Raw genomic sequence first — 23,569 nt, 5'->3', positions numbered from 1 at the left:
GACCTGCCGAACGGGCAGGGCGGCATCCTGGTGGTCAAGCGGCCATGGCCGTCGATGATCCGCACCATCTGGAACGACCCGGAGCGCTTCAAGAAGAGCTACTTCCCGGAAGAACTGGGGGGCAAGATCTACCTGGCCGGCGACGGCGCGGTGCGCAACGAGCAGACCGGTTACTTCACGATTACCGGCCGCATCGATGACGTGCTGAACGTGTCGGGCCACCGCATGGGCACGATGGAAATCGAATCGGCGCTGGTGGCCAATCCGCTGGTGGCGGAAGCGGCGGTGGTGGGCAAGCCGGACGAGACGACGGGCGAGTCGATCTGCGCGTTCGTGGTGCTGAAGCAGGCCAGGCCGAGTGGCGACGAAGCGAAGCGGATTGCCAAGGAGTTGCGCGACTGGGTGGGCAAGGAGATCGGTCCGATCGCCAAGCCGAAGGAAATCCGGTTCGGCGACAACCTGCCGAAGACGCGCTCGGGCAAGATCATGCGGCGCCTGCTGCGTGTATTGGCCAAGGGCGAACAGATCACCCAGGATGTCTCCACGCTGGAAAATCCGGCCATCCTGGATCAACTGAAACAAGCGCAGTAACGCAGTAAAACAGGGAAAACAAAAGCTGCTGTAACCAATAACACCCCTGGAGACAAAGCCGGCGGAGCCACAAGCTTCGCCGGCATTATTATTTCTGCATTCAGAGTTTGATTGTTGCCTTAGAAAAAATTGCGGCAAAATTCCAAACCTTTGCTATAATCTGCGGCTTCGCAAAGGCGAAAACCGAATCCAGGAGAGGTGGATGAGTGGTTTAAGTCGCACGCCTGGAAAGCGTGTATAGGTTCATAGCCTATCGGGGGTTCGAATCCCCCCCTCTCCGCCAAGCACAAGAAAAAGCCCCTGATATCAGGGGCTTTTTTGTTGCCACATTCATCCGCGGTTGCGTACCTCCGCAATCTTCAGTTCGCAAGAATTCGCCAAACTGGAAAAACTGTCTTTCCGACAGCATGCGCGAATATCCGAGGATTACGCATCGTTCTTCCCTTGCCTCTCTGAAGATGCCGAGGGTGACGAAGTGTGCCGTTCAACATGAACCGGCTTGGCTAAGGACGTTGCTTTCTGTAGTTCTTCTAAAGATGTGCGTCCCATTAATCCCCTTATGTCATCGGACTTGATGCCGGCAACAAATGATTTGAACAATGGAGGATACTCTTTGAGCTTCGAGTATTTCACGATAAATTCTTCCGCAGCCTCTGGACTAAACTCACTTACCAACTGGTAAAGCGGCCCGGTAGGGAGGCGTTCTCCGAAATGCTTGGCAAGCTGTTTTACGCAGACGTCACGCATGTCTTTCCTCCGGGCGGGTTCGAACTCCATGGTGACACGTTGCTTGAAGCGACCCAAGGCCTGGGCAGCAACCAAGGCTTCCTCATTCGCTCGTGAGCCTTCACTGTCCCTCAATAGTTTTTGCCGTTCTGACAAACGTTGCGCCTTCAACTCCGAGCGACTAGCCCCGATCGATAGACGCTCCTTCATGGTCCGCTTCGTTTTACTCCTGGCTGCTTGCTCGTCATTGGACGAAGGTGCTTTCTTTGCGCTCCGGATATCTTCATATGCCGTTAACCTGAGCTCTTCTATGCTTCGATTTACCTTGTCGTCGATTAGCGCCAAGTCCCTTTTCAATTCCAAAATACATTTCTTCGCTTCTTCATCCTGCCCTTCAAGCAGGTAGTTCATCCAATTAATCTCATTCCCGGAGTTCTTCATGCTGTCATTCCGAAATTTCTCGATTTCCGGATGAAGCTCACGGTTTTCCGGTTCCTTTATTTTGCGAAAGGTGGGATCGTCCCTGATAACCGGCATGCCGATATGCAGTGTGGACCTGGATATTCTGGAGGCCGATCCAAGAGGGGGTGCGGCGGCCGTACTGCTGGTCCGGCTCACGCGCGTCGAGAATCTCTTTAAATTGGCAACGCCGCTCTGAATTGACGATGGGAGGAATCCTGTTTTGGATGGCTGCTCCACAGGATTCGCAACTGCAGGCGAGCGTGCTGTTTGAGCAGAATCTTTACGATCCGCTGGTGACTGTAAAGGAGATGAGGGCGGACCTGTAAATCGGAATCCGATAACCATGAGGTGCTCTTGTGCTGTTAATGTTCTCAATACCTAGCAATTCACGAACTGTAATATGAGTGGTTCGAAGTCCCGCTTCGGTTCGTTTTCTTCTTTCTAATTGCAGACAGCCTGCATCCTCTCCTTTACATTCGGCACGCCGGCCATTGGTAAGTTTTCATGTCGTTTTTTTAATAAGATATGGAGGCTGTCCGCCAGATTGACTCTATTACTTAGTGGCACTCCGCTTACTTGCTGGGTACCCACAATCAAGACTGCAGTATTTACCGCATCTGCAGTTACTGTATGTATAAGCAAAGCCCTCTGTGAATTCATGCAAGTGATTTGCTTCCGATACCTGGAATGCGCCGGAAGAGACTCAAGTGCCGAGGCTCCGGTTCGCGTGGCCGCCATCTGCGATGCACCTGATCCGGACGCGCGGTGCGGTCTGATCGGCTTTACATCCGGACGGCGCGGTCAAGATGAACATCAGGTTTAAAGCATTTATCTTCAACGGTGAGCCTTTTCCGTTTTGGGCTCGCCTAGCTTGCGACTCGCCTGATCCTGATGCGCCCGTTCAAGAGCGAAGTTGCACAATATCCGGAGCGTGATGGATATGGCAGCCTTCTTCTGCTGTGAATTACGAATGTCGCGCGTCACGGCTTTTGATTTCGCGAAGTCATTCTTGCAGATGTTTTGAAAGTATTTCATTCCATAACTTGCCATTCCTCGCGATGCAGGTGTGTCACCCCATGTTTTCACGATGCATGCTTGTTTGCTTGATTGCCTTCGCAATGAAGGATGGAGGGCTGCGCGGCCGGCTGCTTTTGTTCTTCAGGGAAAATGGCATATGTCTTGCAGCACTCCATGGATTCAATTCCAATGATGGAGCTTCCTCATGAAAACATTGACCTCATCCCTATTGCTGAGCGCCTTGCTTGCCGCCACTGGCCTCGCGCACGCCGATGCCACGCAGAACACCCAGAACCCGCAATCCGGCCATCCGAATGCGGGTGAGGTAACTCCCGGGCTTGGCAGTCCTGCTTCGGGCACTTCAGGTTCCACCGGCGGCTCGCGCACTCCCGGCACATCGGCATCCGGTGCCGCGGTGAAGTGCCCCGAATCGACCATGCGCCCAGGCAGCAACGGCAATGCCGATACCGGGACCGCACGCCAGATCGGTCCTTCAATGGCGAAGAACAGTGCGCCCAGTGTCAGCACGTCGTGTGTTGATGAAACGACGTCATCTGCTGCTTCCGCAACGACCACCACAAGCTCGGGAGGAAAGGATGGCGGCAGCCAGGCCGCATCGGGCGCGGGCGACTCGGGCAAGGCCAAGAGCGGCGGCAGTCAGAGCAGCAAACAGTAATTGCTTGTGATATGTGTGGCCGCACGAATCGAGTAGGGCGACGCATGCCGCTCCACCCGGTTCATGCGATGGCTCGATGCAGTCATCTGCAACTTACACAAGTTGCGCCGTGCAGGGGATTAACGCAGATAGCAGGCATGTAGCCTGTTCTTTGATGGCCATCATGGTGCGGCAACATGTGCAAGGTATGATTCACTCATCTGCGGTACATGCAACCGATATGCATGACGGCAGTCGAACATGTCTTTCCTCATGCGAGTGAAAGGCATGTTCATTCCCCGACCCGCCTGCTTCACATTCCCCATCCATCATGAAACGCAGCGGCATTACTGCCATTCCTCATTGCGCTTCCTACGTGTGAAATGATGCATCTTCCTGACGGACGTCTTCCTCAATGCGTTCATATTCCGCGATGACCTGAGCGCCGAACAGCAGCAAGGTCGCAGCGATTTCGAGGCTCAGCAACACGACAATGGCCGTGGTCATCGAACCATAGACGACATTCACTTGCGAGAGCGTGACGAAGTACCAGACCAGCACATGGCGCGTCACCTCCCACAGCACGGCTGCGGTGACGCCGCCCAGCAGCGCGTGCCGCCATGACAGGCGTCCGACCGGCATCACCATGTAGACGGAGGACAGCAACAGCACTTCGCCGGCAAAGCCCAGCAGGTAGAGCAATACGCCGGACAGCCCGCTCAGCGACCATGTGGTCCCGAACAGGTCCACATGCTCCTGCCCGATGGATTGCAGGCTGCCGGCCACCAGCGTCACGATCAGCAGGCCGAGGCCGAGGAAAAGGATGTAGCAATAGGGCAGAAGGGCGGAGACAAGGAAATGCCGGCGGCGGATGGCAACGCGGTGGAAGAAGATGACCGACATCGCATTTTCCAGAACGGTAAATGCCAGCGAGCTGAAGAAGATCAGCGTTGCGCCTAGCAGCCAGCTGATGACTTCACGATGACCAAGGAAATTGGCAAGCTCCGTGACGACTTCCTTGGACTGTCCGGGAATCAGCCATTCGAGATAACGGCCTATCGTTTCCAGCAGCTCGCCCTGATCGATGAAATGCGACAGCGCGATAACCGTAATGATCAGCAGCGGCACAATGGAAAGCAGTGCGTAGTAGGCAACTGCGCCGGCCAGCAGCAGCCCCTGGTTTGCGCGGAAGCCCTTGAGCGCTCTTAACGCGAAGGTGCCCGGTCGCTCGATCATGAATAGGACTTTGCGGTCGGTGATCTGCATGAGATGCCTGCCGTGGAAGGTGGCGATTATGCTACGCCAGAGTCGGTCTGTCCGGGCTTGCGCGGCGGGATGGCTTGTGATCGCGCAAGTGAAGATCGACGGCAGCGGCGATCAAGCGTTGCCGCAAGTGACAAAAAGTCGAGGTATTTTGCTCAACTTCAATAATGCGCATTGTCTGTCACATCCGGGTCATCAAGGGGTTTTTATAATACAGGTATCGAGTGTGCTCATTGGAGAGACAGCATGGGTAAGTCACTGCATAACAGAATCCGCCTGAAGTCCCGCGCCTCCTATTTGAAACTGCCGGCAATGCGTAGCGCAGCACTTGGCGTATCGGCATCCATCGCGCTGCTGGTGCTTGCGATGAAAAAATTCCGGTAAGCCGCAAGCCGGGAATTCGACATCCTTCTTCTCTCGGGTTGAAGGAGCATCCCGCGGGAAGGTAGCGTTATTGCCCGGGTGCTTGCAATGTCAGCACTTTCCAGCAGAACAAATTTTTGACATTCCGATCGGGCTGCCGATATAATGCGGCCTCTGTTCCCTGATAGCTCAGTCGGTAGAGCGACGGACTGTTAATCCGCAGGTCCCTGGTTCGAGTCCAGGTCGGGGAGCCAGAGTCAAACCATCTTCCAGCTTTTCCCCCTTTGCCCTGTAAATCCGCGTCATTCCGGCCAGGACGCGTTCCCGACAAAACCATCCCGCTTACTTTCGTGAACGAGCAAGTCCAAGCGCTCGCGGCGTTTCCAGTTGCGTTCGGTGTGGGCTCCTACCGCTGCCGCAAAACTTATGCGGACATTCCCGGCGTGGAATCGTCCGATGAATGGCCGGAATGCACTGAGCTCAAGTGCGCCTTCATTTTCTTGGTGCCGATCCATTCCAGCCGCGGAAAGCAGGACATGATTGCTGCCATGGTGTAGACGTACATGATCACGCATATCACCCTGACGAGAAGTACTGTTGAACCCTCTTTCATTATGTGTCCCTCAAACTCTTGAACGCTTCAACGCAGCGTTCCGTGCCAGCCTCTATATTGGCGACGGCCAGCAATGGCATCTTGAGCTAACTTAAGCCAATGTATGCAATTACTGCAGCATGACTGCAGCATGACTGCAGCCCGGACCGCGATCTGCAGCAGCTCAGGCGCCAATGCGTTCCAGCGCATTGCGTTCATCCGCCCGGCGAGCAAGAGGGACAATGTGCGGCAAGCCATGCCGCCCTGTGCGCGAAGCATCGCTGATCAGGCAAGGCGGCCTGCGATACTGCCGCACCGCGAAGCCTGATGACGCTTGACGATGGAGCGAAACACTACGGTAACTGCACAGTTACTGCGGCACCTGCTTCTGTCGCTGGGGCGGGACCTGACGTGCTTTCGGCGCGCAGATATTGCGCAGGACCTGGTCTTCTATCGTATCGGGTACGGGATTCGTCATGTCGGGCGATGTGGATTTCACGGTGCCGACCACCGCGCCTTTGGCAAATCGCTCGCCATAGTAGGCCACATCCGCCACGCCCAGACGGCTTGCCTTGCAATCGACCAGCAAACGCTCGCGAATGGAATGGTAAGGCTTCTCCTTTTCGAAATACTCCACCGACGCCAGCTCCCGGTGCATCCAGACGGCGATGCGCCCATCACTTTCCCGGCGCCGATCGGTGTGCACGAATACGGCTGCGTCATGCGACTTTCCTGCGCCGCGCCATGCGGAAGACATTTCGCCCTGTCCCTGCGTGTACAGTTCATCGATGCCCCGCTGAGGATCTTGAGGTGCCGCCGAAACTGCATGCGACAGCAATAGCATCGCCACACAGGTGAGCGCCTTCACACTCAAAGAGGTCGGCCCGAGATGACGAGGGGGAGGGGTGGTAATGTTCATTTCTTTGGTCGCTGTTGAAAGCTTGTTGGAGCGGCGCGGGCACTGGTGTAATATTGTCTATCCCCAATCCCATACAAGGGAATCTGCAAGCCGGCCACAAGCCGGCTTTTATTTTGCAGATTTCACCTTCGTCGCTTCATTGTTCGCCACGACATTGTAAATTGGTCGGAACTTCCATGGAAAATTCCGTACGAAGCACAATACCGTTGATTCCGACGACGATTGAGGTTTGAGATGCCCGCCGCCGAACATACCGCTCGACAACTTGAAATACTCGTGGAAGCCGCCTGTCACTATGGCCTGGTGCTCGAGCTGTTGTCCGCGATTCATGAGATGCAGAACGGGCGCGAGCTTGATGACGCCGATGCCCGGCTTGTCAATACCGCTTCGATCGCCGCCTTGCTGGCGCGCGTGGAGCGTTCAAACCGCGGTATCGACTCGGAATGAGGCTATGGTATTTCCCGGGCGCGGGAGGCGCCGGCGAAGGGGCAGTTAGAAGAGCGCGCTCAGGCTTATCCAGCGCACAACCAGACCATACTAGCCCGTTCAGGTCTTCCTGAACAATTTGCGCGAGAGCTGATCGAATGCCAGCCAGGCTTTCTGCAGAGTCTTCAGCAACGGACTGGAATGCTGATGCTTTGCCAGAAACGCTTCAAGCGAGGATGAGTGATGCCGTCCATGGCGTGAACGCCTGCGCGATCGGTGCCGAATGGCCATATCGACATTGTCAATACGGCTTCCTCCCTGAGAATCCTGCGACTCCATGCGGGCGATCCATTCATCATGTTCCCGGCGCTTTGCCGGGTCCGACAGCACCGCATACGCTGAATTGATGATTTGAATGACGCGGATCGCATCCGGATTGTCACTGTTTCGGTCGGGATGGTATTTTTGCGAAAGCGTCTTATACGCCGCGCGAATTACCTCCGGCGGCGCATTGCGAGCGACTTTCAGGTTGTCATAATGCGTATGGAGCTGTCCCATCCTGGGCAATCCGAAAAAAGTTTTAAACGAAGGGCATCGGTGCAGGCTTTGCCGGATATTTTCACCATGTTATTGCACTGCACAGAGGCCTCATTGCATTTTATCAAGTCATTCGTTGAGCGTTATGGTCTTTCAGTAAAAGCCTTATACGAAAGCCAAGTGGACTTAAAGTTGTTGATGCTTCAATAACTCGGTGCCGGCGCGTCTCGCCACTTCTAGGGCTTCCTCATAGCTGAGAGCCGGTGTTTCCGAGGCTCTGCGCTTCTCGACCACACAGCGGAAATCGCCGGCGCTATCGTCAAATTTGAGAATGGTCACAAAGGGATCCCATTCTCTTCCTCCAGGCAACTCATGCGCTACCAGGTGCAACTGGTATTTTCCTATCGTTTCTATCTGCATTGCCGCTCCGGAAGGTATAAGCCGGCTTTCATCCTAGCAGGGGTGGCCCAGGCTTTTTTGACCGTGGTCATGCAGAGCGACAAGGCTGGAGCAAGTGCGCAACTTCATATGCCTATTTTTGATAGGAATGTTTAGGGGCCGGAACAAAGCTGGAGAGCATCAGTCTAGGTGCTGCACACCATTTTTTCCACAAGGAATAAAGATGACAACGTCTGAGCGACAAAGCAATGAGCTCGCCGCACTGCTGGAACTGGAAAAGGCGGTACTCGCCTGCGGTCTTCCCACCATGATGGTGTCGGGTCAGCGCCAACTCGATCTGTTGGCTGCCGCCCTGCATGCCCTTAACCGTGCGCGTGCCGCGGAAGCGGCCCAAGCCTGAACGAACGCCTATTCGGTGGAATTCCACCAGGCGCCCAGCAAACCTGTCATGTAAGTGCCAATACCCACCGTAACCGAGACTCCCGCAAATACAAGGGCGTCGGCCAGCACCGCAAGGAATCCGGCGCAACTGAGGCCAATTCCAGCCAGCTGCATGAGCCTGTACTCCTTCAGGGATGCCGGGACGGTCTCCTTATCGGTCGGCGAGGCTGGCTGGCCCCGGGCCATGACCGGATAGCCGCACTCACGGCATGCTTCCGCATGCGTGGAAAGAGCCGCCTGGCACTCGCTGCATAAAATCCGCGACATTGTTATACCTGTTATTCGTCTGGTTCGTATGGAGAATCTATACGATAAAAGTGGCCTCATTAAACACGCAGCCGGGAGCCGCGCATAGCCATATATATGGGAGATATGGGCGCTAAACACCGGGAAGTTGAGGAAAAGCGTTCTAGGGTCTGTTCACACCTGGTTCTGGTGCGAACCCTCGGGGACGGAGCCGTAGGCGCGGCGTGGCGGCGTCACGAGGGGACGCCGAGTCCTTCTTGCCGTAGCACCGCTAAGACGCGTCGTCGTGCCTGGCCCTGCAACGCCTAAGGTGCCTTCGCACTTCCAAATGAAGCGTGGACAGGCCCTGAAGCGCCGTTTTGATGCGGCACGGCTCTTGCACAGGTAGTGTTCTCGGCCAGCGTGTTGCTGGAAATCGCACAGTTTCGCAGGACGTGATTCATCAAGGGGTCACAATCCCGATACAGACTGTCTTTCCGGTGCCGGCATGCATGGCCCTCGCCGCTGCACTCGCTGAGATGTCGTTGCCAGGGAGGCTCGGCAGCGCTACTCAAACAGGAGGTTTGGGATGAAGATTACGACCGAAATGATTGATGCCGCGATGAGAAAGGCGACCGAAGCGGGATTGCTTCCCAGGCACGCACGCCGGGAAGATGTTTCCATCAATCGTGAGCTGATTCGCATGGTGCTGCTGGCGGCACTGGAGAGCAATCGCAAGTCTGGCAAGCCTGCCGTGCCGGATACGAAAGGCGGTCAGAGCGTGGAGGCGGCTGGGGGAAACGGATCGCGTTATTCCGGCATGTCCAACTTCATGCCGGGCTTGCGTTGACTTGAAGTGAGCCGCGTTTCAAGCTGTGGTCGATGCGGAATACCGGAGAACGCGAGAGCCTGTTATGGCCGCCGCCAAAGCTCTGACGGGATGAATAACACGCCTTAAGGACTTTCCCACATCTCCTGTGACCAAACCTGTGGATAACCGGAGATATGAAGCGGCATCCTTTTGATTTAACAGGATAAATTTGCGATGGTAAAAAATGAGGCAGGCTGACGGCATGGGGATTGCCGTCAGCCTGCCGTTACTTCAGGACCGCAGTCCGGAACTTGCCGAACACTCTCGTCCTGAAATGCGCTTTTATCTCTTCAGAGATATTTGGCAAAGTAGATTGCCGGGAATGTGACGGCAGTCCAGTAATCAACGGTAGTCTTGATGAGATACTCGTTGAAGGACAGGGCAGTCTGATAGTTGTCAATATAGTTCGGCATAAGGTGTCTCCTCCCAGATCGGATATGCACTGTAGCAACTCTCGATTCGCCGAGGTTTGCGTTATCTCAAGCCTGCGGCTTGGTGAAGGATGGCGTCTCATCCGCCTGTTTTTCCCGCACTGCGGTATCCGTCATGACTTCTGCGCGCAGTTTCGGTAGATACTCCGCATGCTGCCTCTGTACATAATCGATCAAACCTTCCCGGAGACGGCAGCGAAGGTCCCATAAACGGCCTGCGTCCCCCGCGCTCACCAGTATCCTTGCCTGCATCGACCGTTCGCCGGCCTCGACGACCTGGGTAAGGCACAAGCGTCCATCCCATTCCGGCGCGGATTCGCACAAGCGCTGTGCTTCGCTTCGCAGCAGGTTGACCGGCATTCTGTAATCGACCCAGATACTGACCGTGCCAAGGATGTCGGAATTGTTCCGTGTCCAGTTCTGGAAGGGGTTTTCGATGAACCACTGCAGTGGAACGATCATGCGGCGCTGGTCCCAGATGCGTACGACCACGTAGGTGCCGGTGATTTCCTCGACCTGCCCCCATTCATTCTGTACGATGACCACATCTTCAAGTCGGATCGGCTGTGTTAGCGCGATCTGCATTCCCGCCAGCAGATTCCCCAATACCGGCTTGGCGGCGAAGCCGACCACCAGGCCCGCGACTCCTGCGGATGCAAGCAGGCTGGTGCCGATCTGGCGAAGCACGGGCAGGGTGGAGAATGCCGCGCCGGTTCCGATGAGGATGATCACGACCATGACGGAACGAGCCAGTACCTTGGTTTGCGTCTGTATGCGGCGCGCCTCAAGATTGTCCGGCGCATCCGCCGGGTTGTTGGCAAGGATGGTGTGCGCGATGGCGCGCACGCAACGTACGCCGAGCCATGTCAATGCTGCTATCAATGCCAGAGCGCCGGCATGGCGGGCCGATGCAATGCCGGGCAGGCTATCAGGCGCGTTGCGCAGCAGGACCTGGGCTAGCAGCAGATAAAGCACGCCGGCGGCGGCACGATGTCCATATTGGACGATGCGCCGGGAATAGGGCAGCGACGCGCTGATCCCAAGCAGGAAGTGGGTCGCGAAATGATGCGTGAGCAGAACCGCGATCAGCAGGATCACGAGCTGCACGACCAGGCCGATCCACGGCAGATGAGTCACAAGCAGAAACCAGGGCATCAGCGCGAGCGCCAATGCTTCCAGCCCGCCGGAAAAAGCATTGTTCATTACTTGTTTTTGAAGTGAAGCGTTTGCGTGAGGCGTGTTGTTGCTGCGCTGGCGTTATCCATGATTGAGCGCCGAGCATCGAGCGGATTGCAGGTGGATGGTCGGCCGCCTCGGCCTGCCTTGGGCGCCTGGCAGCGTTGTTCGTCGCTGGTGTGGCCCGCCCACGAGGCTCTTCCCGCCTTGCCCTGCATCCCAAGGCGGATCGATTCTTCGGTACACCTGCCTGCAATCCGCTCTGGGCTATGTTTGGCAAGCTGTTGCGCGGTCCGGATCCGCGTCTGCGGTGCTCGGCGCATGTCCGTGCGCGTGCTCTCCCGCACCTCAATGCAACCCGACTCCGAACCGCTCGCGACGCTTGTCAAACACCGCCTAGTGCGGTGTCGGCCTCGCACAAACAGTTGGGTCGATAACGCCGGTCGCGCTTCGCAAGCGGGTATGCGGCAAACTCGGCCGCAGCCTGACCGCCCAAACAGGGAGGGTCCGGAATTGAGGATGGAAGAAGGCTCAGGCGCCGCACGCCAATTTCGCTGCGTCATCCACGACTGCCGGATTAATCCTTCTTTTTGCCCGAAGCGCTGATCGGATTATGGTCCGGCACAGGGTTCTGGTCCGGCGTAGGGTTTTGATCCGGCGTCGGCTCATCTCCGGGTACCGGATCAGAGGGTGCTTGATGGTCGTCTAACAGTGACATGTCGGTTGAGCTCCCATGCGAATATGCAGCAGATCCTACACTGCACCGCACTGCCTGGTTTGAGCGAGGTCATCGACTAATGAAACCGTTCACGTGGAAGGGGGCTGGAATGGAATGGGAGGGCGCATATAACTCAATGGCATATCAGTCATAAGAAAAATAAAGCAGACTGATAAAGCGGCTTTGGTTATAGTGATTCCGTCTCCTCCAACTCTCCTTGAATTGGATTCGCCCGCTGCCGAAAGGTGTGCGGGCTTTTTTTCGTCCAATGAAAAGTGAGGAAACCTCAGGATTGCAGCTGCACAATCAACAAACCGGCTTGTTGTGGCATCCCCGTCACCGGCATGAAGCGGCTGGACCAGGTGCCACGCACAATGCGGCTTCTGAAGCAGCAGGGCTTTTGCCTTGCGAATCAACGGCTTCCGTCGTCATTCACAGGCTTATCCACATACTTGACCACAGAAGATGTGGGTAAGTGCCGCTGCCGAAAAATACGGCTTCAGGCTGCGGTATTGTTCGCTTTCGGCTTGAACTGCTTGTCGCTGATCCTGAACTTGTTGCGGCGATCGCCCATCAGCTGGCGCAGGTCGCGAATGCTGAGATCGGAGACCTCATGCATGCGAATCAGCAGCGATGCGCCGACAGGAAGACGGCGATGGCGGATCTTGCTGATCAGCGGCGGGGCGACTTCCAGCGCGCGTGAAAGAGCTGCGTCATTCTTCAGGTTCAGCTTCTCGATCAAGGACTCCAACAGATTGTTCGGGTCGTATTGAAACTGCTCGGTCGCGTTCGTTTCTTTAGTTTGGTTCATGTGGATTTATCCCCGTCATTGGTTCAATCTGGGTTTTATTCTGACCAATCGCCCAGATGTCTTTTTGATAATTCTCAGAGGTGCTTAGTTCTGAGTTCTGCGATGGACCTTCATTGAACAACTGCTGCGGTGATGCGTGATGAATGCTCTTGACGACGCTTGCTTGAGACATGCGCGCCATGATGAATGCGCAACAGGATGGCTGCGCATTCATCATCGCATGCATGCGAGACGCGGCTTGTGAGAATCGTCAGACGAAATACGCCGCGCCAAGCACAAGGGGTGTGCCACTGACTCCGGCGACAACGAGGCGGCGTGCCACGCTGTGAATCTGGTCCTCGAATGCGCGATAGATTTCCATGAAATCCTGCTGGCCGCCTTTCAGGCGACGCAGATGGGCGAGCGCGTTTTTCGATACCAGGCATTCGCGGTCAACGAAACCCACTTCCACGGTAAATGTCACTCCGTCTTCTGCCACGCGCGGTTCCGACATGGTTTTCTGCATGATTGTCTCCGATAGATAGTTTGCAGGAATCGAACATTGGTGTGCTTGATGGTAATGAGTCAATCTGTCAATGTCTTGACAGCACTCAATGGTTGCGATGCGCGCTATCGAGATGGCGCAGGCAATGCAGACATGCCTGCAAGGACACGCGTGCTAACGGAGCAGTGCCGGACTTCAGGGAAGATTCGAGGATTTGAAGAGGGTCATCTGCCAGTCGCTTGATGCCCCGGTGTAGCGGAGTATGTAAGTCGCGCCGTCGGACGCGGCGATTTTGAAATAGCTGTATTCCAGGGCCAGCCACCGATCCACGATCTCGATGACTTCTATCCTGCGCGCACCCAGCATGAATGCACGCGGTTCGATATCGCCGTGAGGTCCGGGAGCGCTTTCTACCTGCAGTTCCATGTCACCTTGTCCAATACCGGCAAATGTGATCGCTTCAATCGGATACCGCGACAGTACGGCATACATGTCAGCTTGGGCATTGAATTGTCCGGCGCGTTCAACGTCATGGCCAGGCACCGTGGCTGCAGGTGGCGCAGCCTGGAATGATTGCACTGCCCGCGTCGGGGTCCGGGGCAAAGCTCTTCGTCAAGGCGCGGGGTCAAGGCTATTTGGCCGCCGGCACCAGCGTGATGACGTTGGTCGTGGAAATCTGATCCTGAATCTGTTCGATCTCGGCAAGCAGGTTCATCAGCGTACGCAGCCATGGATAGCGAGCATAGCGTGTAGTGCGGTTGCTCGATTCCAGATCCGCGATGAACTGCGGTGTCATGATGTGTGGATGACGATTGCTGCATACGCCGCCATGCAGCTGCGCGCGGCGGCCGAGATAGGCGAGCGCGCAGGCGCGCTGATAGGCCGTGATGCTGCCGTACTGCTCGATGATCCTCGTCTTGTTCTCCTTGCATTGGCCAATGCAGTTGAGATAAGCCTTCCAGTCGCCTTCGCGTATCTGAATTGCGCCTGGCGCTGCACCGTCCTTGGATGATGCTTCTTCACTTGATTCGAGTACCGCTGACACACTACCTCCCGGGCGTCGAAAACGGGGCTGACCCCTTAAACAAACAGGTCGGTTTGACGCAGCCGGCTCGTGGAAAGTTCATCAGGGAAACATTAAGTTTTTCGCCCGTGCCGGTGGTCGTGGCGGAAAGCTTTTTCCTGTTCGCTTCCTTTTCGGCAGAGGTCAAAAAGAAATTTTCACGCGGTGTGAACGGGGTTTTCTTATACGACTATACTGGCTTGAGATTGGCACCACGGCAACCGTTGTATGAAGAAGGGCGGCGGAATCATGCATGATGCGAACCACAGTGACGAGCAGGATGAGGCTCCCGGGAGGCTTGAGCTTGTAGGGAGAACCGCCATGGCGGCGCTCAAGCCCAAGGGGGCGTGCTGGTATTGCAATCAGCCGCTGGACAACGTGCGGCGCTTCTGCGGAAAGACTTGCGCCGATGATTACAGGATCGAGGAAGAGGCGTTCAGCAATCCTTCCTCCTGAATTCCGCAATGACGAAGCGGCGCGGGCGCATCGTCCCGAAGGCAGGGATCAAGCCTGGTTTTCCGGAATCGACTGCGACGCAAGTCGCAGCATGCTGCCTGCCGCACGCTGCAACGGCGCAACAATGCAGCAATGCAATAGGACAACTGCATCTGTTATTGAATTGACAGGCCGCAATCTGGTGACCGCGCCTATACGAAATTGCGCATGTCGCTGCCGCCACAGTCTCTGAAACTGGCCAAGAAGCATTCGACTTTCGCCGCCATGGCCCAGGAGACTGTATGACACCGGATGAAATCATCAACAGCATCAATACCAGCAATCGCGAGATTCTCTATGGCATGGAAGATTACCGGCACCTGACGCCTGAGCAGGTGCTGGCACTGATGGATTCCGCAGCGATGCGTGGTTTCAAGATGGGCAGCAATACCGCGTTGTCCATGATTCAGGGCGCGATTGCCGTGCAGCTTGCGCGCTCCACCGGAGCGCGCCCCGATATTGGGGAGCTGTAGCATCTTCGCAAGCAGGAAAAACACTGGCGCTAACACAGGACGGCTTGAGTGCCCAAAGTGAGCGCTTGCCAAGGGCAAAGCCTGCAAGATCCATGTTGCCGCTGATACACGCCGATACATTCACCTGTATAACATTTACTTGCTTCAACCGTTGAACGACGTAACATCTGTTGTCGTTTTGTTTGGAGGAAATACATGTCTACTTGCGTGGTGCTTCGTAACCGTTTATCCCTTATTCTTCTCACCGTAACGGCGGCAACTGCCGTGCAGGCGGCTGACTTCGATGACTTTGCGCGCGTTGTCAACGTGACGCCCCAAATGGAGCAGGTCAACTATCCCCAGCAGGAATGCCGGACCGAATATGTGCCGGTGCAGCGACAGGTTCAGCCGCAGCGCGGGATGGGCGGCTCGATCGTCGGCGGGATCGCCGGCGGCATTCTCGGAAACCAGGTCGGCGGCGGCAGCGGCCGTACCGTGGCCACGGCAGCCGGCGCCATCGCCGGTGCCATCGTCGGCGACAGGATGGAGAACAATACCGCCGGGGCCGGCAATGTCGTGGAGCAGCAGCCAGTACGCCAGTGCCGCACGATCGACAATTGGCAGACCCGCACCAACGGCTATGCCGTGACTTACGAGTACCATGGTCATACCTATACCAGCATGATGCCCTACGACCCCGGCGATCGCATGCGGGTACGGGTATCCGTCACGCCGCGTCCGTAACACCCTGTTTGCCCATCACGATTCAGCCGCTGTGCCTGCCGCATGACCATGCGGGCGACCGGCGGCCGAACCGTCTTTCCCGTTTTACCATCCGCAAGCGCCAACCCTAGGCGGCTGGCCATGCCCATTCTCTTTTTCCTTCCTTCTCTCCTTCTTGCCTGGCAGATGCGTGTTCCCGGCTAGGCCGATATCAAGAAGTGCGCAAGAAGTGCTTCAATCAACGCTCCTTGTCGAAATATTAAGGGAACGTTTTCTTTTGTCGCCCGGTCAGGGTAATAAGTCAATCCGCAAAACGCTCCAGGCTTGTCTCGCAACCTGATGGAATAACGTTTCCATCGTTCATCCGCTATTGACCAATTTCGCGTGCGGAGCTGAGTAACTCCGTAGAGTTGATCGTTGTCACAACGTTCAACAAACGAGACTGGATCATTTCATCGATTTCATTCCTGCGATTTCCAACGATGATTCCATCTACTACGAGCAACAACATTTCCACACCTTCCGCCCAGGCCCCCCTCGAATTATGGGGTGGCATCGAATGCACGGTAGTGCGCATCGAGGACAAATTCCGCAACCAGAGTGAAGAAACGGGGCATGCGCGGCGCCTCGACGACCTCGACGCGATTGCCAGTCTCGGCATACGCACGCTGCGCTATCCGGTGCTTTGGGAAACCATTTCCCCTGAGCATCCCGACCAATGCGACTGGGCCTGGCATGATGAAAGGCTGGAGCGCTTGCGCGAACTCGGCATCGCTCCGATCGCGGGCCTGGTTCATCACGGCAGCGGCCCGGGCTACACCAGCCTGCTCGATCCCGAATTTCCCGAGATGCTCGCCCGGCATGCGGAGCGCGTCGCACAGCGCTATCCGTGGATCAAGCTGTTTACGCCGGTCAACGAGCCGCTCACGACGGCGCGCTTTTCCGGCTTGTACGGACACTGGTTTCCGCATGGCCGCAGCCAGGACACGATGCTCAAGGCCCTCACCATCGAATGTCTCGGGGTGCTGCTGTCCATGCGCGCCATCCGCCGCGTCATTCCGGATGCGAAGCTGGTGCAGACCGAAGACATGGGCAAGACCTTCAGCCTGCCGCGGCTGAAGCATCAGGCCGATTTCGAGAATGAACGTCGCTGGCTGTCATTCGATCTGCTGTGCGGCCGCATCGTGCCAGGCCACTCCTGGTACCAGCACTTCCTCGATGCCGGCATCAGCAAGGAAACACTCGCCCGGTTCAGCGACGATCCCTGCGTGCCCGACATCATCGGCATCAACCACTATGTCACCAGCGAACGCTTCCTCGACCACCGTGCGCGCGATTATCCGCCGGCGTTTCATACCAGCGAAGTGCCTTACGTGGACGTGCATGCGACACGCGTGCCGCAGGCGCATGGCCTGCTGGGCCCGGAGGCGCGCCTGCGCGAGGTCTGGGAACGATACCGGCTGCCGATGGCCATTACCGAAGCCCACCTCGGCGGCACGCGCGACGATCAGCTGCGCTGGCTGAACCAGATGTGGCAGGCCGCGCAGAACCTGCGCGCCGAGGGCGCCGATATCCGCGCGGTCACGGTGTGGTCGCTGTTCGGCTGCGTCGACTGGAATACGCTGCTCACGCAGGAGCACGGTTTCTATGAAAGCGGGGTGTTCGACGTGCGCGGCAAGTCGATACGGCCGACCGCACTGGCGAAGGCGGTGGCGGACCTTGCCAGGGAAGGCCGCTTCGATCATCCGGTGCTGGACGAACATGGATGGTGGCATCGGCCCGATCGTTTCTTCAGTGCGCCGTCTACGCCCATCGTCATGCCGGCGCTGGTGGAGTCGCCGCGCAAGCTGGTCATCACGGGCGGCAGGGGCACCCTTGGCCGGGCGCTGGCCCGCGTCTGCGAGCAGCGCGGCCTGGCGCACGATCTGCTGACGCGCGACGAGATGGATATCGCCGACCAGGCATCGGTGGAGGCGGCGCTCGCCCGCCATCGTCCCTGGGCCGTCATCAATGCCGCCGGCTATGTGCGGGTGGCGGATGCGGCGCGGGAACCCGACCGTTGCTTCCGCGAAAACGCCGCCGGCGCGGAAATGCTGGCGCGCGCCTGCGCCCATCTCGGCATTCCTTACGTCACCTTTTCCTCCGATCTGGTGTTCGACGGCAGCCTGGGCCGCGCCTATGTCGAAAGCGATACGGTGTCGCCGCTGTGCGTCTACGGCAGCAGCAAGGCCGAGGCAGAGAAACGCGTGCTGGAGGTGTTTCCGGACGCCCTGGTGGTGCGCACCAGCGCCTTCTTCGGCCCCTGGGACCGCTACAACTTCGTGCATGCGGTACTGCGCGACCTGAGCGCCGGGCGGGCGGTGCATGCCAGCGATGCGCTGCATGTCTCGCCGACTTACGTGCCCGATCTCGCCAATGCCACCGTCGACCTGCTGATCGACCGCGCCGGCGGCATCTGGCATCTGGCCAACCAGGGCGTGGTCTCCTGGTATGAATTTGCCGAGCGTGCCGCGCATCAGGCGGGGGTCGATGCTTCTTCGCTGGTGAAGACCGACGACAGCGGCCGCGGCATCACCGCGCTGACCAGCGAACGCGGGCTGATCTTGCCCAGCTTCACCAGTGCGATCGAACGCTACATGCATGAGAACACGATGGCATGGAACGACGGTCCGGCGGACCGGGAAGCGGCCTGACTTCAGCGACAACCAGTATGGCCTGAGGCGGCGGGCCGGTGGTGGCAGGGCATCTTCTTTGTGCTTCGGGAACAGCCTCGTTCGGATCTACTCCAAGCGGGGTAACGCCGACCAACTAAAGGAAAAAGAATGTCTGATACTGCATACCCGCGCCCGCAGCTGGTGCGCGAGCATTGGCAATCGCTGAACGGCCAGTGGAAATTTACATTCGATAACGACAGGAAGTACGAACACCCCTCGGATCCAATTCAATGGACGCATGACATCAAGGTTCCTTTCCCGCCGGAATCGCAGGCCAGCGGCGTAGGCGATCGCGGCTTTCACCGCGGCTGCTGGTACCAGCGCGAGTTCGACATCACGCCGGACGACGGCCGCGTGTTGCTGCATTTCGGCGCGGTTGATTACCAGGCCACGGTCTGGGTGAACGGCCATCGCGTGACCGAGCACGAAGGCGGGCACAGCTCTTTCTATGCCGATATTACCAACGCGCTCGGCGAGCAAAGCCGCCATGTTGTCACCGTGCATGTGCAGGACGACCCGCAGGATCTGTCCAAGCCGCGTGGCAAGCAGGACTGGCAGCTCGAGCCGCATTCGATCTGGTATCCCCGCACCACCGGCATCTGGCAGGCGGTGTGGCTGGAAAAAGTGCCGCACACCTACATCCGCAAGCTGCGCTGGACGCCGCATTTCGAAGGCTTCGAGATCGGTTGCGAAACCTTCGTCACCGGCGAGGTGGAAGAGGATCTGTCGGTCGAGGTGAAAATCAGCCATGGCAGCAAGATGCTGGCCGACGACCACTACAAGATCATCGGCGGCGAAGCGCACCGCAAGATCGCGCTGTCCGATCCGGGCATTGACGATTCGCGCAACGAGCTGCTGTGGAGCCCGGAGCATCCGACCCTGCTCGACGTGGATATCACGCTGTGGCACAAGGACAAGGTGATCGACAAGGTCAAGTCGTATACCGCGCTGCGCTCGGTCAACATCAACCGCGACCGCTTCATGCTCAACGGCCGTCCCTATCATCTGAGGCTGGTGCTCGACCAGGGTTACTGGCCCGATACGCTGCTGTCGGCGCCGTCCGACGACGCGTTGCGGCGCGATGTGGAACTGGCCAAGGCGATGGGCTTCAACGGCGTGCGCAAGCATCAGAAGATCGAAGACCCGCGCTACCTGTACTGGGCCGACCGCCTCGGCCTGCTGGTATGGGAAGAGATGCCGTCGTCCTACCGCTTCACGCCGCAGGCGATCCAGCGCATGGTGAAGGAGTGGAGCGAGGTGATCGACCGCGATTACAGCCATCCCTGCATCATCGTCTGGGTGGCCTTCAACGAGTCGTGGGGGGTGCCCAACCTGACATCGATGCAGGCCCATCGCAATGCGGTCGAGGCGCTGTATCACCTGACCCGGACGCTCGATTCAACCCGCCCGGTGATCGGCAATGACGGCTGGGAGGCGTCGGCGACCGATCTGCTCGGCATCCATGATTACGACGGCGACCCGGAGCGTCTGGCGGCGCGTTATTCGTCGGCCGCGTCGCAGGAACTGTTCGACCGGCGGCGTCCCGGCGGCCGCATCCTGACCCTGGACGGCTATCCGCATCGCGGCCAGCCCATCATCCTGACCGAGTTCGGCGGCATCACCTATGCGAAGGAGCCGGAGCCCGGCGTCAAGAATGTGTGGGGTTATTCCATGGCCGACAGCGACCAGGAATTCTTCAACAGCTATCGTCGCCTGCTGGAAGTCGTCAATGAAACCCCAATGTTCAGCGGCTTCTGCTACACGCAGTTCGCCGACACCTTCCAGGAAGCCAACGGTTTGCTGCGCGCCGACCGCTCGCCGAAACTGCCGCTGGCCGACATCTACGCGGCAACGCGCAATGTCAAGCCGAATGCCAAGGCGCAATACGGGGTTTGAGACCGGGCCCGCAGTGAAGGTGCACGACCCTCGTCAGGAAAGTGTTGGCGGGGGCGGTCCGCTGCAGCGCTGCGTCCTGCGTCATCACTGATGCCGGAATCAATCGCGGAAGACCTATTTCGCTTTCTGCCATTCCCGGGCATTGCGCTCGAGATGTTCCAGAAACACGGCGGCGATCGGCGACAGCCGCTTGCCCTTCGGGTAGAGCGTCCACCAGTTGGACAATACCGGGAAACCCTGCACGTCCAGGATCGCAAGCTGTTCATCCGAAGGGTGGTCGGCAAGCGCATGGCGCGACACCACGGCCAGCCCCATGCCCGCGGCCACAGCCTGCTTGATCGCTTCATTGCTGCCCAGTTCCAGTCGCACGTCCGGCTGGAACTGCAGTTTCCGGAAATGGTTGTCGCACGCCAGCCGGGTCCCGGAGCCCTTTTCGCGAAGAATGAATCGCAGTTGCGCCAGCTCGGAAAGCGTGATCGACTTGCCGTGTGCAAGGGGGTGCGCCTGCGGAGCAATGACTTCCAGCGGATTCGACAGGAAGGCATGGCGTTCCAGCTCCATGTCTTCCGGCGGCATCGACATGATGTACAGGTCATCGCGGTTCTCGCGCAGGCGGGCGACGACGCCGTCCCGGTTCAGGACTTCGAGCGCGATATCGATATCCGGATGGCTGGCGCAGAACGCGCCAAGCAGACGCGGCACGAAATACTTTGCGGTACTGACCACCGCCACGCGCAACCGGCCGCGCGTCATGCCTTTCATCGCATCGATGTGTTGTTCGAAGGCGCTCCATTCATCTTCCATGGCGCGAGCGGTCCTTGCGAGGGCTTCGCCCGCCGGCGTGAGGTAAAGCCGCTTGCCGATCTGTTCATAAAGCGGCATGCCGACGGCCTCGGCCAATTCCTTCAACTGCATGGAAACGGTCGGCTGAGTGACATGGCAGGCCTGCGCCGCAGCGGTAATGCTCAGGTGTTCAGTGAACGAGAGAAACAGGCGGAGCTGGCGAAAAGTGGCATTCATAGAGATTTATCTATTCTAGCCATCATGATAATCGATTTTCAATTATTGCTGGCGCGGGGTAGCATGCACTGCCTTTATTGACAGCAAACAAAACATGCAAAATTTCCTCGATCCCGCCATCCTCTTCTTTGCGGTTGGTGTTTTAGCCGGTTGCCTGAAATCGAACCTCGAAATCCCGCAGCCGATTTCACGCTTTCTTTCCCTGTATCTCCTGATGGCGCTTGGCCTGAAGGGCGGATTCGCCCTCGCGAAATCCGGCTTGACTTCGGAAATCGCAGTCAGTCTCGGTTGCGCCATCCTGCTGGCGGTCGTCATCCCGCTGGCCGGGTATCAGTTCCTGAAACGCATCCTGCCGTCCTTCGACGCGGCGGCGGTGGCAGCCACCTACGGCTCCGTCAGCGCCGTCACCTTCATTACCGCAACCCAGTACCTGGACGGACAGCAACTGGCCTATGGCGGCCATATGGCGGCCGCCATGGCGCTGATGGAATCGCCGGCCATCATTATTGCCGTGCTGCTCGCCAATTCCCTGCGCCAGTCCGCCCGAGCGCAGCCGGTGCTGTCGGCCGGCGGCACGGCCGTATTGGGAGGGACGGGCGGGCCGGTCGAGCCCACCCGGATCGGCAAGATTCTCCATGAATCATTCACCGACGGCACTCAGCTGCTACTGATCGGCGCCATGCTGGTTGGCCTGCTCACGGGCGACGCCGGCAAGGCTGCCATGGCACCATTCACGATTGACCTGTTCAAGGGCATGCTGGCCTTCTTCCTCCTGGACATGGGACTGCTTACCGCACGCAACCTCGGCCAGCTTCGCGGCCGGTCACCATGGCTGATTCTCTATGCAGTGCTGGCGCCGGTCGCGCATGCCGCCTTCGCACTGGGCCTTTCCATCGTGTGCGGTATCGCTGCCGGCAATGCGGCGCTGCTGATGGTGCTCGCTGCGAGCGCCTCCTACATAGCAGTGCCGGCGGTCGTGCGTTACTCCATTCCCGAGGCCAATCCATCGGTGTATTTCGGCATGTCGCTCGGGGTGACCTTTCCGCTGAATATCGTGATAGGGATTCCTGCTTACACGGCGATTGCCCACTCCGTACTGGGGTAGAACCGTTCGGCGGCGGTGGTTGCGGAGCCACATGTGAGAGTCATTGGCAACCGGACTTCAGGGGCGATATGAACCGCAGTCCCGGCGCGCGGGGCATGACGGGGCGCCGGGACTGCGGTGAACAGCAAGAGAGCGGAGGCGAGGCGCAGCCGCTCCGCGAACGATCATTCAGGCCGCCAGGTTAATCATCCTGCTCGGCGCCGCAGCACTTCTTGTATTTCTTGCCGCTGCCGCAGGGGCAGGGATCATTGCGGCCTACCTTGGGCGCATCGCGCTGCACCTGCTGCACCCCGGATTTGCGGTGCGGCTTCCAGTAGCGATGGATATGCGGAATCGCGGCCTCGACTTCGATGGCCATCTTGTGGCGCTTGACCGGGTCGTCGACCAGCGTCATTTCCTCTTCCTCGATTTCTTCCGCGCCGAGCAGATAGATTTTTTCCACGAAGTCGGCCACCTCGGATGACCAGATCGGCTCCCAGGCTTCGGCGCGCAGTTCCATGCCTTCCCAGAAACCCCAGGCCCAGGCTTCGCCGTCAATGAGCGTGCGGCCGTCGACTTCATGTTCGCAGTACAGCGGCTCGAATTCCTTGGGCGCGACTTCGAAGGTGATTGCCACTTCATTCATGAAGCGGGCGATCAGGCCGGTAATGCGGTCGGCCTCCTTCTGGTTCTTGAATTCCGGTCCCTTGACGCCATGCGAGCCCCATACCTTGGGCAGCCATTCCGCCATCGGCACTTCTTCCGGGCCGATGGCCAATGCGGTAAGGTAGCCATGGAGGGAATCCATGGTCATGCCGTCTTCGGCACAGCGGTCGGAGAGGAGGAACTGGTCCAGTTCCTGGAATTCCTTGTCGGAAAGCGGTTCGTCGAGATGCATCGGAATGATTGGTAAAGGCTTGGAAAGCCGACAGTGTAACCCGAGGCAGCGCGCCGGCGCGGGCACAATGCAGGCCGGGCCACTATACTGGCGGCTGCAGGACCCTGGTGCACGGTA

At 58.1% G+C, this 23,569-nt stretch carries 28 protein-coding genes and 2 tRNA genes; 14 read left to right on the top strand and 16 right to left on the bottom strand.

What is annotated here, in order from left to right:
- On the top strand, positions 1-591 hold a 591-nt coding region (locus tag FH061_RS07655), incomplete at its 5' end, for an AMP-binding enzyme (RefSeq protein ID WP_151634609.1).
- A gap of 192 nt (positions 592-783) precedes the next feature.
- Positions 784-874 (top strand) — tRNA-Ser (locus tag FH061_RS07650).
- 143 nt (positions 875-1,017) lie between these two features.
- Here FH061_RS07650 and FH061_RS07645 read toward each other — a convergent pair.
- Together FH061_RS07645 and FH061_RS07640 are read right to left on the bottom strand one after the other, a co-directional pair.
- On the bottom strand, positions 1,018-1,854 hold the full coding sequence (locus FH061_RS07645) for a hypothetical protein (protein WP_151634607.1): 837 nt from the start codon (positions 1,852-1,854) through the stop codon (positions 1,018-1,020).
- Between the two features lie 759 nt (positions 1,855-2,613).
- Positions 2,614-2,814, bottom strand: a complete 201-nt coding sequence (locus FH061_RS07640; protein ID WP_151634605.1) for a hypothetical protein — start codon at positions 2,812-2,814, stop codon at positions 2,614-2,616.
- A gap of 187 nt (positions 2,815-3,001) precedes the next feature.
- Here FH061_RS07640 and FH061_RS07635 point away from each other — a divergent pair, with 187 nt between their 5' ends.
- A complete protein-coding gene (locus tag FH061_RS07635; protein WP_151634603.1) occupies positions 3,002-3,472 on the top strand; it encodes a hypothetical protein in 471 nt (156 codons plus the stop codon).
- Between the two features lie 351 nt (positions 3,473-3,823).
- Here FH061_RS07635 and FH061_RS07630 read toward each other — a convergent pair whose 3' ends face one another.
- Positions 3,824-4,717, bottom strand: a complete 894-nt coding sequence (locus FH061_RS07630) for a YihY/virulence factor BrkB family protein (RefSeq protein ID WP_151634601.1) — start codon at positions 4,715-4,717, stop codon at positions 3,824-3,826.
- Between the two features lie 243 nt (positions 4,718-4,960).
- Between FH061_RS07630 and FH061_RS30345 the strand changes: the two genes are divergently transcribed.
- Both FH061_RS30345 and FH061_RS07625 read left to right on the top strand, forming a co-directional pair.
- Complete coding sequence (locus tag FH061_RS30345) at positions 4,961-5,098, top strand: hypothetical protein (protein ID WP_192804955.1); 138 nt, start codon at positions 4,961-4,963, stop codon at positions 5,096-5,098.
- A gap of 157 nt (positions 5,099-5,255) precedes the next feature.
- Positions 5,256-5,331, top strand: a tRNA-Asn gene (locus FH061_RS07625).
- Between the two features lie 708 nt (positions 5,332-6,039).
- Here FH061_RS07625 and FH061_RS07620 read toward each other — a convergent pair.
- Positions 6,040-6,588, bottom strand: a complete 549-nt coding sequence (locus FH061_RS07620) for a surface-adhesin E family protein (protein WP_151634599.1) — start codon at positions 6,586-6,588, stop codon at positions 6,040-6,042.
- Between the two features lie 234 nt (positions 6,589-6,822).
- Between FH061_RS07620 and FH061_RS07615 the strand changes: the two genes are divergently transcribed.
- Entirely contained in the window at positions 6,823-7,035 is a 213-nt protein-coding gene (locus FH061_RS07615; RefSeq protein ID WP_151634597.1) for a hypothetical protein, read from the top strand.
- Positions 7,036-7,134: 99 nt separating this feature from the next.
- Here the strand turns inward: FH061_RS07615 and FH061_RS31750 are convergent, their stop codons facing one another.
- Complete coding sequence (locus tag FH061_RS31750; protein WP_151634595.1) at positions 7,135-7,572, bottom strand: J domain-containing protein; 438 nt, start codon at positions 7,570-7,572, stop codon at positions 7,135-7,137.
- 165 nt (positions 7,573-7,737) lie between these two features.
- A complete protein-coding gene (locus FH061_RS07605; protein ID WP_151634593.1) occupies positions 7,738-7,971 on the bottom strand; it encodes a hypothetical protein in 234 nt (77 codons plus the stop codon).
- Between the two features lie 202 nt (positions 7,972-8,173).
- Here FH061_RS07605 and FH061_RS30340 point away from each other — a divergent pair, with 202 nt between their 5' ends.
- Positions 8,174-8,350, top strand: a complete 177-nt coding sequence (locus FH061_RS30340) for a hypothetical protein (protein ID WP_192804954.1) — start codon at positions 8,174-8,176, stop codon at positions 8,348-8,350.
- Between the two features lie 8 nt (positions 8,351-8,358).
- Here the strand turns inward: FH061_RS30340 and FH061_RS07600 are convergent, their stop codons facing one another.
- Entirely contained in the window at positions 8,359-8,658 is a 300-nt protein-coding gene (locus tag FH061_RS07600; protein WP_151634591.1) for a hypothetical protein, read from the bottom strand.
- Positions 8,659-9,205: 547 nt separating this feature from the next.
- Between FH061_RS07600 and FH061_RS07595 the strand changes: the two genes are divergently transcribed.
- The gene (locus FH061_RS07595; protein WP_151634589.1) at positions 9,206-9,466 is read left to right on the top strand and encodes a hypothetical protein; all 261 of its coding nucleotides are present in this window, start codon (positions 9,206-9,208) and stop codon (positions 9,464-9,466) included.
- Between the two features lie 311 nt (positions 9,467-9,777).
- Here FH061_RS07595 and FH061_RS31465 read toward each other — a convergent pair whose 3' ends face one another.
- The 7 genes from FH061_RS31465 to FH061_RS07565 form a co-directional block, all read right to left on the bottom strand.
- A complete protein-coding gene (locus tag FH061_RS31465) occupies positions 9,778-9,900 on the bottom strand; it encodes a hypothetical protein (RefSeq protein WP_264158730.1) in 123 nt (40 codons plus the stop codon).
- A 66-nt stretch (positions 9,901-9,966) separates the two neighbouring features.
- Positions 9,967-11,121: a mechanosensitive ion channel family protein gene (locus FH061_RS07590; RefSeq protein ID WP_225984524.1), complete on the bottom strand. Its 1,155-nt coding sequence runs from the start codon at positions 11,119-11,121 to the stop codon at positions 9,967-9,969.
- 1,190 nt (positions 11,122-12,311) lie between these two features.
- The gene (locus tag FH061_RS07585; protein ID WP_151634587.1) at positions 12,312-12,623 is read right to left on the bottom strand and encodes a hypothetical protein; all 312 of its coding nucleotides are present in this window, start codon (positions 12,621-12,623) and stop codon (positions 12,312-12,314) included.
- Positions 12,610-12,849 carry a hypothetical protein gene (locus FH061_RS07580; protein ID WP_151634585.1) on the bottom strand — a complete coding sequence of 80 codons (240 nt, stop codon included), beginning with the start codon at positions 12,847-12,849 and terminating at the stop codon, positions 12,610-12,612. The genes FH061_RS07585 and FH061_RS07580 overlap by 14 nt, the downstream gene beginning before the upstream one ends.
- A gap of 24 nt (positions 12,850-12,873) precedes the next feature.
- Entirely contained in the window at positions 12,874-13,128 is a 255-nt protein-coding gene (locus FH061_RS07575) for a DUF1488 family protein (RefSeq protein WP_151634583.1), read from the bottom strand.
- A gap of 174 nt (positions 13,129-13,302) precedes the next feature.
- Complete coding sequence (locus FH061_RS07570; RefSeq protein WP_225984523.1) at positions 13,303-13,599, bottom strand: hypothetical protein; 297 nt, start codon at positions 13,597-13,599, stop codon at positions 13,303-13,305.
- A gap of 139 nt (positions 13,600-13,738) precedes the next feature.
- On the bottom strand, positions 13,739-14,152 hold the full coding sequence (locus FH061_RS07565) for a hypothetical protein (protein ID WP_151634581.1): 414 nt from the start codon (positions 14,150-14,152) through the stop codon (positions 13,739-13,741).
- A 267-nt stretch (positions 14,153-14,419) separates the two neighbouring features.
- On the opposite strand from FH061_RS07565, the gene FH061_RS07560 reads away from it, so the two are divergent.
- From FH061_RS07560 to FH061_RS07540, 5 genes are all read left to right on the top strand, one after another.
- A complete protein-coding gene (locus FH061_RS07560) occupies positions 14,420-14,626 on the top strand; it encodes a hypothetical protein (RefSeq protein ID WP_151634579.1) in 207 nt (68 codons plus the stop codon).
- Positions 14,627-14,907: 281 nt separating this feature from the next.
- Positions 14,908-15,138, top strand: a complete 231-nt coding sequence (locus FH061_RS07555) for a hypothetical protein (protein ID WP_151634577.1) — start codon at positions 14,908-14,910, stop codon at positions 15,136-15,138.
- A 195-nt stretch (positions 15,139-15,333) separates the two neighbouring features.
- Positions 15,334-15,861 (top strand): glycine zipper 2TM domain-containing protein, encoded by a 528-nt coding sequence (locus FH061_RS07550; protein WP_151634575.1) that lies wholly within the window; start codon positions 15,334-15,336, stop codon positions 15,859-15,861.
- Between the two features lie 461 nt (positions 15,862-16,322).
- Positions 16,323-18,533 (top strand): family 1 glycosylhydrolase, encoded by a 2,211-nt coding sequence (locus tag FH061_RS07545; protein WP_151634573.1) that lies wholly within the window; start codon positions 16,323-16,325, stop codon positions 18,531-18,533.
- Between the two features lie 129 nt (positions 18,534-18,662).
- Positions 18,663-20,450 carry a glycoside hydrolase family 2 protein gene (locus tag FH061_RS07540; RefSeq protein WP_151634571.1) on the top strand — a complete coding sequence of 596 codons (1,788 nt, stop codon included), beginning with the start codon at positions 18,663-18,665 and terminating at the stop codon, positions 20,448-20,450.
- 114 nt (positions 20,451-20,564) lie between these two features.
- Here FH061_RS07540 and FH061_RS07535 read toward each other — a convergent pair whose 3' ends face one another.
- Positions 20,565-21,470 (bottom strand): LysR family transcriptional regulator, encoded by a 906-nt coding sequence (locus FH061_RS07535; protein ID WP_151634569.1) that lies wholly within the window; start codon positions 21,468-21,470, stop codon positions 20,565-20,567.
- Between the two features lie 94 nt (positions 21,471-21,564).
- On the opposite strand from FH061_RS07535, the gene FH061_RS07530 reads away from it, so the two are divergent.
- On the top strand, positions 21,565-22,575 hold the full coding sequence (locus FH061_RS07530; protein WP_151634567.1) for a sodium-dependent bicarbonate transport family permease: 1,011 nt from the start codon (positions 21,565-21,567) through the stop codon (positions 22,573-22,575).
- A gap of 181 nt (positions 22,576-22,756) precedes the next feature.
- On the opposite strand, the gene FH061_RS07525 is transcribed toward FH061_RS07530, so the two are convergent.
- Complete coding sequence (locus tag FH061_RS07525; protein ID WP_151634565.1) at positions 22,757-23,452, bottom strand: UPF0149 family protein; 696 nt, start codon at positions 23,450-23,452, stop codon at positions 22,757-22,759.
- Positions 23,453-23,569: the final 117 nt, after the last annotated feature.

Origin of the sequence: Noviherbaspirillum aerium, from assembly GCF_008929045.1 — a bacterium.
GTDB lineage: Bacteria > Pseudomonadota > Gammaproteobacteria > Burkholderiales > Burkholderiaceae_D > Noviherbaspirillum > Noviherbaspirillum aerium.
The sequence above is the reverse complement of the archived record's forward strand: the minus strand, read 5'-3'. Positions and strand labels throughout refer to the sequence as shown.

Coding starts and splice junctions, on each gene's coding strand:
- FH061_RS07620 (WP_151634599.1), bottom strand. CDS start 6,588: ATGAACATTACCACCCCTCCCCCTCGTCATCTCGGGCCGACCTCTTTG.
- FH061_RS07530 (WP_151634567.1), top strand. CDS start 21,565: ATGCAAAATTTCCTCGATCCCGCCATCCTCTTCTTTGCGGTTGGTGTT.
- FH061_RS07590 (WP_225984524.1), bottom strand. CDS start 11,121: ATGAACAATGCTTTTTCCGGCGGGCTGGAAGCATTGGCGCTCGCGCTG.
- FH061_RS07585 (WP_151634587.1), bottom strand. CDS start 12,623: ATGAACCAAACTAAAGAAACGAACGCGACCGAGCAGTTTCAATACGAC.
- FH061_RS07550 (WP_151634575.1), top strand. CDS start 15,334: ATGTCTACTTGCGTGGTGCTTCGTAACCGTTTATCCCTTATTCTTCTC.
- FH061_RS07535 (WP_151634569.1), bottom strand. CDS start 21,470: ATGAATGCCACTTTTCGCCAGCTCCGCCTGTTTCTCTCGTTCACTGAA.
- FH061_RS07540 (WP_151634571.1), top strand. CDS start 18,663: ATGTCTGATACTGCATACCCGCGCCCGCAGCTGGTGCGCGAGCATTGG.
- FH061_RS30345 (WP_192804955.1), top strand. CDS start 4,961: ATGGGTAAGTCACTGCATAACAGAATCCGCCTGAAGTCCCGCGCCTCC.
- FH061_RS07615 (WP_151634597.1), top strand. CDS start 6,823: ATGCCCGCCGCCGAACATACCGCTCGACAACTTGAAATACTCGTGGAA.
- FH061_RS07560 (WP_151634579.1), top strand. CDS start 14,420: ATGCATGATGCGAACCACAGTGACGAGCAGGATGAGGCTCCCGGGAGG.
- FH061_RS31750 (WP_151634595.1), bottom strand. CDS start 7,572: ATGGGACAGCTCCATACGCATTATGACAACCTGAAAGTCGCTCGCAAT.
- FH061_RS07605 (WP_151634593.1), bottom strand. CDS start 7,971: ATGCAGATAGAAACGATAGGAAAATACCAGTTGCACCTGGTAGCGCAT.
- FH061_RS07595 (WP_151634589.1), top strand. CDS start 9,206: ATGAAGATTACGACCGAAATGATTGATGCCGCGATGAGAAAGGCGACC.
- FH061_RS07570 (WP_225984523.1), bottom strand. CDS start 13,599: ATGTATGCCGTACTGTCGCGGTATCCGATTGAAGCGATCACATTTGCC.
- FH061_RS07635 (WP_151634603.1), top strand. CDS start 3,002: ATGAAAACATTGACCTCATCCCTATTGCTGAGCGCCTTGCTTGCCGCC.
- FH061_RS07645 (WP_151634607.1), bottom strand. CDS start 1,854: ATGCCGGTTATCAGGGACGATCCCACCTTTCGCAAAATAAAGGAACCG.
- FH061_RS07555 (WP_151634577.1), top strand. CDS start 14,908: ATGACACCGGATGAAATCATCAACAGCATCAATACCAGCAATCGCGAG.
- FH061_RS07640 (WP_151634605.1), bottom strand. CDS start 2,814: ATGAAATACTTTCAAAACATCTGCAAGAATGACTTCGCGAAATCAAAA.
- FH061_RS07545 (WP_151634573.1), top strand. CDS start 16,323: ATGATTCCATCTACTACGAGCAACAACATTTCCACACCTTCCGCCCAG.
- FH061_RS07600 (WP_151634591.1), bottom strand. CDS start 8,658: ATGTCGCGGATTTTATGCAGCGAGTGCCAGGCGGCTCTTTCCACGCAT.
- FH061_RS07580 (WP_151634585.1), bottom strand. CDS start 12,849: ATGCATGCGATGATGAATGCGCAGCCATCCTGTTGCGCATTCATCATG.
- FH061_RS07630 (WP_151634601.1), bottom strand. CDS start 4,717: ATGCAGATCACCGACCGCAAAGTCCTATTCATGATCGAGCGACCGGGC.
- FH061_RS07575 (WP_151634583.1), bottom strand. CDS start 13,128: ATGCAGAAAACCATGTCGGAACCGCGCGTGGCAGAAGACGGAGTGACA.
- FH061_RS31465 (WP_264158730.1), bottom strand. CDS start 9,900: ATGCCGAACTATATTGACAACTATCAGACTGCCCTGTCCTTCAACGAG.
- FH061_RS30340 (WP_192804954.1), top strand. CDS start 8,174: ATGACAACGTCTGAGCGACAAAGCAATGAGCTCGCCGCACTGCTGGAA.
- FH061_RS07525 (WP_151634565.1), bottom strand. CDS start 23,452: ATGCATCTCGACGAACCGCTTTCCGACAAGGAATTCCAGGAACTGGAC.